Here is a 5940-nt window from a genome sequence, read left to right on the forward strand (position 1 = left end):
GTACCAGACCGCGTCTTTGTTCGTCTTCCCGTCCACCTCCAAGGAATAGTAGTTTGCCACTCCCTTCCATGGGCACCGGCTGGTAGTAGAGCTCGGTCGAAGGAAGTCCTTTTTGACGGCCTCAGGGGGGAAGTAGTGGTTTCCTTCGACCACGATCGTCTGGTCCGATTCCGCTATCTTCAAGCCATTCCATGTCGCCGATGTCATTTCTTTTCCTTTCGTTGGCCGTAGCCTTTCGTGGCACGCGCCCTGCGCCGCCCTCGATCGCGGCTCGGTAGCCGGCCGGGCCTGGATGCGTTGCAACGGGGAATTATTGTACCGAACGCCTCCTGCCCGAGTCTTGTTTTCTGTCTTCGAACTATCATTGCAGGCGGTGTTGCATGGTTTCGCGCAAAGTCCGTAGGTCGTGCGCGAATATGCGGATACCCTCGGCCAGTTTCTCCGTAGCCATGGGGTCCTCGTTCATGATCCATCTGAACGTGATTTCGTCCATCGGGTCGGACGGCTGCGGGTGTTTGATGTCGACTGCGTCCTCGCTCACGAACCAGTGGCAGATCGCATCGGCCTCCTCCCGGAGCGGCGTCGGCGACAGCGCGCCCGGGGTGAGCGAGCGGGCGAGTTTTCCCTCGTCCGTTGAGAGCGCGTCGAGAAGGGCCGGCGCGATCGTGAGCCGGTCGCACCCCGCGAGGGCTTCGATCTGGCCGGTATTTCGAAACGACGCGCCCATCACGATCGTCCCGATGCCGTTCGCCTTGTAGTGGTTGTATATGTCACGCACCGAGCGGACGCCCGGGTCCTCCTCGGGTGCCAGGTCCCGTCCGAGAGACTTCTTGTGCCAATCGTAGATGCGGCCCACGAAAGGCGAGATCAGGAACGCTCCAGCCTCGGCGCTAGCGACTGCCTGGGCCCGATTGAGGAGCAGTGTCATGTTGCACTTGATGCCATCCCGCTGAAGCACTTCGGCCGCCCGAATCCCTTCCCAGGTTGACGCGAGCTTGATCAGCACCCGTTCACGATCGACGCCGCGTTCTTTATAGTCCGCGATGATCTGGCGAGCCTTGGCGATCGACGCCGCGACGTTGAACGACAGCGTCGCGTCGACTTCGGTAGACACGTAGCCCGGCACCAGGCGCAAAAGCTCGATGCCCACCGAGATCGCCAAGCGGTCAGCGGTCGCGGCTGCGATGTATCGCGGGTTACCGGTCTTTGCCCGCCCCCACGACAAAGCCTCTTCGACGACATGGCGATAAGCCTCGGTCCCAAGGGCCTTGAGCACGATGGTAGGGTTCGTGGTGCAGTCGGTAGGCTTGAATCGCGCCACAGCCTCAATGTCGCCTGTGTCCGCGACAACTGTGGTCATAGCTCGCAATTGCTCTAGTTTGGAAGTCATGGCCTTTTCCTTTCGACTTCTTTCCGCTCGCGTAGGCCAGGCGCATCTCGCCGAGTGAGTCCACGCCGTGGCGCTATTGAATGGCGCCCGTCCGTTGCTCCCTCCGCGCCTGCTGTGTTTGGTTCAGACAGGCCTTCCCGACTGCTCCTCCTCGAAGGTCACAGCGACTGCCGCGTTTGCAGACAGGCGAATTTTCTGGCCTTCGACTTCAGCGACAAGGCCGAGATCGATGAAGTGGTTGTGGTTCTTATGCGCGCCTTCACCACTGTCGCGCTTGGCAAGCTTGATCCGGCCGTCGACGACCGCATCAACAGTGCCGACGTGAACCCCATCCGCGCCGATCACTTCCATGTCCGGGACGATCTTTTCGCTGCTCATGCTCTTCTCCTTTGCTGGGCTTTCGCGTCGGCCGTGCCGCCCGCGTATGTACTCAGACGTCCTCGGCCAGCCTCAGGCCGAAAAATTGCCACCGGGTGTGGCCTGGAAAGAAGTTCCGATAGCCGGCCCGGACGTGACCTCGCGGCGTGACGCAAGAGCCGCCTCGCAGGACGAACTGCCCTGACATGAATTTACCGTTGTATTCGCCAACGGCGCCTTCCACGGCTCGGAAGCCTGGATATGGGGTGAAGGGACTGCGGGTCCACCCCCAGACGTCGCCGAACATCTGTTGCAGTCCGGCGCGCGGTGCTGCAGGCTTCGGTCGCAGCCGGTTCGCGTCGAGGAAGTTGCCCTCGAGGCCGAGCCCCCCGTGTCGCCACCTCCCATTCGCTTTCCGTGGGGAGGCCCTTGTCGGCCCAGGTAGCGAAAGCGTCGTTGCAAGTCATTCGCTCCAAGTGCCGACTGGAATAAGCGCATTGGTTCCATGTGGAGACCTCTTGAGTAATGGTTTGCTGTTGCTGACCGCGAAGCAGAGCGCACGCAAGCACACTAGGTGATGTCGACTGCGTTTCTACGCCGATCGGCGTAAGGATGGATCTTGACCGGCGCCGGGGCGTCACGTCGGCGCGCGCGCCTTGTCGACCGCTGCGATGAATTCCTCCGCGGCGATAGCGAAGCCGTCCTGCAGCACTACGCCTGCCGGGTCGACGGCGACGAACCACGGTGTTCCACCGGTGCGATAGTTTTCCATCGTCGTGGGAAGCCGGTGTCCGGGTAGGCCCCCCTCGTGGCCGAAGGGAATGCGCAGGTCATATCGTCTCTGGTCCTCGGAGAGTCGCTCAGCTGTATTGGTTTCGGCGCCCTCGAAGACAGTCTGCACCACGGCGTAGGCGACATCGCGATCCCGCGTCCGCTCGATGAGAGATAACAAAGCCGGGAACCCGTGTGAGTGACAGCCGGGGCACCAGTGCTGATAGAAGAACAGAACACGATGGCGCTGCCCGAGTGAGGACACGGTGACCGGTGGGCAGTGCATGCCCTCCGCGTCGATCCAGTACGGAACGAACAGCTCGGGTGCTGGACGTCCGGAAATGCCGTATTTCATTGCGTCTACCTCCTTTTCTTTGCGAGGCTGACGAGTCAGGCTGCCGCATTGCGCCGCGGCAGCTTCCATTGCGGGCGGATGAAGTGGCATGTGTAGCCGTTCGGAATACGCTCCAGGTAATCCTGGTGCTCCGGCTCAGCCTCCCAGAAATCGCCGACGGGGGTCACCTCGGTGACTACCTTGCCCGGCCATAGACCGGAAGCTTCAACATCGGCGATGGTGTCTTTGGCAACGCGCTTCTGCTCATCACTTGTATAGAAGATCGCCGAACGGTAGCTCGCGCCACGGTCGTTGCCCTGGCGGTCGACCGTCGTCGGGTCGTGGATCTGAAAGAAGAACTCCAGGATATTTCGGAAGCTCGTCTCAGCCGGATCGAATATGACCTCGATCGCCTCGGCGTGGTCGCCGTGATTGCGGTAGGTCGCGTTCTTGACTTCTCCGCCCGAATATCCGACCCGGGTCGAGACCACTCCGGGCAGCCGTCTAACGAGCTGCTGCATGCCCCAGAAGCAGCCGCCGGCCAAAACCGCGCGTTCTGTCGTTGCCGTCATCGGGTTTCCTCCTGCTTGGAAAAGAGTTTGGCGTAGTCGCCGTAGCCCTCGCTCGTCAGCTGATCACGGTGGATGAACCGGAGCGATGCCGAATTCATGCAATACCGCAACCCCCCTTTGTGGCGCGGGCCGTCTGGGAAGAGGTGGCCAAGGTGGCTGTCGCCATGCTTGGAGCGGACTTCGGTTCGGGTCATGCCGTGGGTATTGTCGACATTCTCGACGACGTTTTCCGGCTCGATCGGCTTCGTGAAGCTCGGCCAGCCTGTGCCGCTGTCGAATTTGTCGATTGACGCAAAGAGCGGCTCGCCGGACACCACGTCGACGTAGATGCCGGGCTCTTTGTTGTCCCAATACTCGTTCTGGAACGGCCGTTCGGTACCGTCGGTCTGCGTCACCCGGTATTGTTCCGGCGTGAGGCGAGACAGCGCATCCGGATTCTTGTTGTAGGATCTCATCTGCTGTCCTCCATTTGAGCCCTAGAGTTAAGAAACCGGAGGCCGCCGGTCCAATGACCGATGGGAATTGAATCGATGCCTTGGACTGAAGAGCGATACAGGTTCGATGGGCCGCTCGGCGAATGCCGTAGCGAAGGAGGGGTCGCGATGGGAGGTGACAAATTCGGGTGGGTACTGGCGAAAGTGCCAAAGTTACAGCGAAGGAGCATTTACGGACCGACGCTACGGAGCGACGGTTCGCCGTTCCAGGGACGATGGGAGAACTAACGTGTTTGCACGCGAATCGCGGAATCGTACTCTGGCGCGACCGAGTGACCGAGCGCCGGCCGGTTCGCCTAAGCTTTCCCCGGCGAGCCTACGCACGGCCGCGAGGATCTCAGTAGGTTCCTGCCTTATGGTGAAGTCCGGCTCTATAAAGGCGCTTTGGATTTGGCCATTGCGATCGACGACATAGGTGGCCGGCAGCGGCAACATCCACATGGATGATCCGTGCCTCTTCCCAAGATCGATTTTTAGGCTCGAGTAATAGGCCCGGGTTTCTTCGGGAACTGAAAACAAGACGCCGTAGGACATGGCGACGCCATGGTCGACGTCGGCGAGGACCTGGAGGTCAAGGCCGAAGCTGCGCTTCATTTCGCGGGGGAAGCCTCCAGTGTCCGGGCTGAGAACGACGAGATTGGCTTTGAGATCCTCGAACTCCTGTTTCGCCGCCTGGAGGCCGCAGAGCTCGGCCGTGCAATAGGGGCACCACCCACCTCGGAAGAAACTTATGACCAGGGGTCCTTCACGTCGTAGCTGCTCGGACGATACCAAGCGACCATCGGCATCCGGCAGCAAGAAGTCCGGCGCGGTGTCGCCAACATTCAAGGCGCGCGATGCGAAATCGTGCTCCCGGATCCGTTTTACAAGAAAGTCGTAGGCCTCCCAATCTGCTGGTCCGAACGCAGCAAGCAGATCGCCCCTTAGTTTGTCGTAGTTCATTGTCTTACCGACCCTCAATTGAAAAGATTGACACGCAGAATTCCGAAAAATGAAACAATAGATGTCCCCATCCGGTTTCTACGGCTCACAATTGGAGGTTGCTCAACTCGGATTCCAATGATGCGTGGCTATCAAATCGATGCCATAGCATTGGCGGGAAGACGATAAAACCGGCGGCGCAAGTCTCACCGGTGAGCCGCGTTGCTGAAACGCTGAACTGCTAATGGCGGCGCGCCGGTTCGGCAGCATTCCGAGTAGTTATCGAGTCAATACCTTTACGCAGCTTTCGCCAAAACCTAACGGTTTTCCGCCACGGCCGAAACCACGAGAGAACTCTGTCGCAGGCGAGACGCTGCCGCACGCGGCGAGTCGGCTGAAGATGCGTGCAAGAAACGGCGGGGCCGCGGCCGCGCGACCAGGCAAATGGGGTGCTGACAGGTGGACGAGACGAGCGGAGGAGTAGACTTCATGGAGCAGGAAGAGCAGCACCTGCTCGACAGCCTGAGGCGGTTGCGACGCTCGCTCCGCGTCCAGGCCGCGGACGAGATTCCGGCGATCGAGCATGTGACCTTCGGACAAAGGATCGCCGATGCGGTAGCGAGCGTCATGGGATCGTGGACATTCATTATAATCCAAAGTGCGGTTTTGGTTACTTGGATTGCGACTAACGTCGCGGGCGCGATGAGCGGCTGGGACCCTTACCCGTTTATTCTCTTGAACCTCGCTCTCTCCTTCCAGGCCGCTTACGCGGCTCCCGTTATCATGATGAGCCAGAACCGGCAGCAGGACATCGACCGCCGGGCCGCCGAGAACGACTACAGAATCAATGTGAAGGCAGAACTTGAGATCGAGCTCCTTCATGAGAAGATAGACCAGCTGCGAGAGCAGGAAGTTCTCAAGTTGACCGAGGCGGTAATGCGCCTGACCATGTTGCTCGATCGCGCCACAAGCGAGACACCGTCGACCGTCTTGGAACTGCGCGGGGTAATAGATCCGGCTTCATAACGATCGGCTATAAATTCGATGGCGACACGTGATTTCCCCTTCAGAAATCAAGACGCCACTCTTTCCAACCTCAGG

The 5940-nt window shown here is 60.0% G+C and carries 10 protein-coding genes; 1 reads left to right on the forward strand and 9 read right to left on the reverse strand.

The window, feature by feature from the left end; all coding sequences use genetic code 11:
- The 9 genes from ACPYOI_RS34420 to ACPYOI_RS34460 form a co-directional block, all read right to left on the reverse strand.
- Positions 1-207, reverse strand: a 207-nt coding sequence (locus ACPYOI_RS34420; RefSeq protein ID WP_481424038.1) for a DUF427 domain-containing protein, incomplete at its 3' end; no start/stop codon positions are given.
- A gap of 154 nt (positions 208-361) precedes the next feature.
- Entirely contained in the window at positions 362-1390 is a 1029-nt protein-coding gene (gene tal, locus ACPYOI_RS34425) for a transaldolase (RefSeq protein WP_481419334.1), read from the reverse strand.
- Positions 1391-1513: 123 nt separating this feature from the next.
- Positions 1514-1768 carry a DUF2171 domain-containing protein gene (locus tag ACPYOI_RS34430; RefSeq protein ID WP_168833573.1) on the reverse strand — a complete coding sequence of 85 codons (255 nt, stop codon included), beginning with the start codon at positions 1766-1768 and terminating at the stop codon, positions 1514-1516.
- 52 nt (positions 1769-1820) lie between these two features.
- A complete protein-coding gene (locus ACPYOI_RS34435) occupies positions 1821-2054 on the reverse strand; it encodes an SUMF1/EgtB/PvdO family nonheme iron enzyme (protein WP_481419335.1) in 234 nt (77 codons plus the stop codon).
- Positions 1960-2214, reverse strand: a complete 255-nt coding sequence (locus ACPYOI_RS34440) for an SUMF1/EgtB/PvdO family nonheme iron enzyme (RefSeq protein ID WP_481419336.1) — start codon at positions 2212-2214, stop codon at positions 1960-1962. The genes ACPYOI_RS34435 and ACPYOI_RS34440 overlap by 95 nt, the downstream gene beginning before the upstream one ends.
- A gap of 170 nt (positions 2215-2384) precedes the next feature.
- Positions 2385-2873 (reverse strand): peroxiredoxin family protein, encoded by a 489-nt coding sequence (locus ACPYOI_RS34445; protein WP_481419337.1) that lies wholly within the window; start codon positions 2871-2873, stop codon positions 2385-2387.
- A gap of 35 nt (positions 2874-2908) precedes the next feature.
- Entirely contained in the window at positions 2909-3424 is a 516-nt protein-coding gene (msrA, locus tag ACPYOI_RS34450; RefSeq protein ID WP_481419338.1) for a peptide-methionine (S)-S-oxide reductase MsrA, read from the reverse strand.
- Positions 3421-3879 (reverse strand): peptide-methionine (R)-S-oxide reductase MsrB, encoded by a 459-nt coding sequence (gene msrB, locus ACPYOI_RS34455; RefSeq protein ID WP_481419339.1) that lies wholly within the window; start codon positions 3877-3879, stop codon positions 3421-3423. The genes msrA and msrB overlap by 4 nt, the downstream gene beginning before the upstream one ends.
- 222 nt (positions 3880-4101) lie before the next feature.
- The gene (locus ACPYOI_RS34460) at positions 4102-4860 is read right to left on the reverse strand and encodes a peroxiredoxin-like family protein (protein ID WP_481419340.1); all 759 of its coding nucleotides are present in this window, start codon (positions 4858-4860) and stop codon (positions 4102-4104) included.
- Between the two features lie 468 nt (positions 4861-5328).
- On the opposite strand from ACPYOI_RS34460, the gene ACPYOI_RS34465 reads away from it, so the two are divergent.
- Complete coding sequence (locus ACPYOI_RS34465; protein ID WP_481419341.1) at positions 5329-5865, forward strand: DUF1003 domain-containing protein; 537 nt, start codon at positions 5329-5331, stop codon at positions 5863-5865.
- The last annotated feature ends 75 nt before the right edge of the window (positions 5866-5940 follow it).

The organism is Rhizobium sp. SVR5-2C (genome assembly GCF_056755115.1).

Excerpts from the sequence above, each read along its gene's own strand:
- tal (WP_481419334.1), bottom strand. The coding sequence starts at position 1,390 with ATGACTTCCAAACTAGAGCAATTGCGAGCTATGACCACAGTTGTCGCG.
- ACPYOI_RS34430 (WP_168833573.1), bottom strand. The coding sequence starts at position 1,768 with ATGAGCAGCGAAAAGATCGTCCCGGACATGGAAGTGATCGGCGCGGAT.
- ACPYOI_RS34435 (WP_481419335.1), bottom strand. The coding sequence starts at position 2,054 with ATGTTCGGCGACGTCTGGGGGTGGACCCGCAGTCCCTTCACCCCATAT.
- ACPYOI_RS34440 (WP_481419336.1), bottom strand. The coding sequence starts at position 2,214 with ATGACTTGCAACGACGCTTTCGCTACCTGGGCCGACAAGGGCCTCCCC.
- ACPYOI_RS34445 (WP_481419337.1), bottom strand. The coding sequence starts at position 2,873 with ATGAAATACGGCATTTCCGGACGTCCAGCACCCGAGCTGTTCGTTCCG.
- msrA (WP_481419338.1), bottom strand. The coding sequence starts at position 3,424 with ATGACGGCAACGACAGAACGCGCGGTTTTGGCCGGCGGCTGCTTCTGG.
- msrB (WP_481419339.1), bottom strand. The coding sequence starts at position 3,879 with ATGAGATCCTACAACAAGAATCCGGATGCGCTGTCTCGCCTCACGCCG.
- ACPYOI_RS34460 (WP_481419340.1), bottom strand. The coding sequence starts at position 4,860 with ATGAACTACGACAAACTAAGGGGCGATCTGCTTGCTGCGTTCGGACCA.
- ACPYOI_RS34465 (WP_481419341.1), top strand. The coding sequence starts at position 5,329 with ATGGAGCAGGAAGAGCAGCACCTGCTCGACAGCCTGAGGCGGTTGCGA.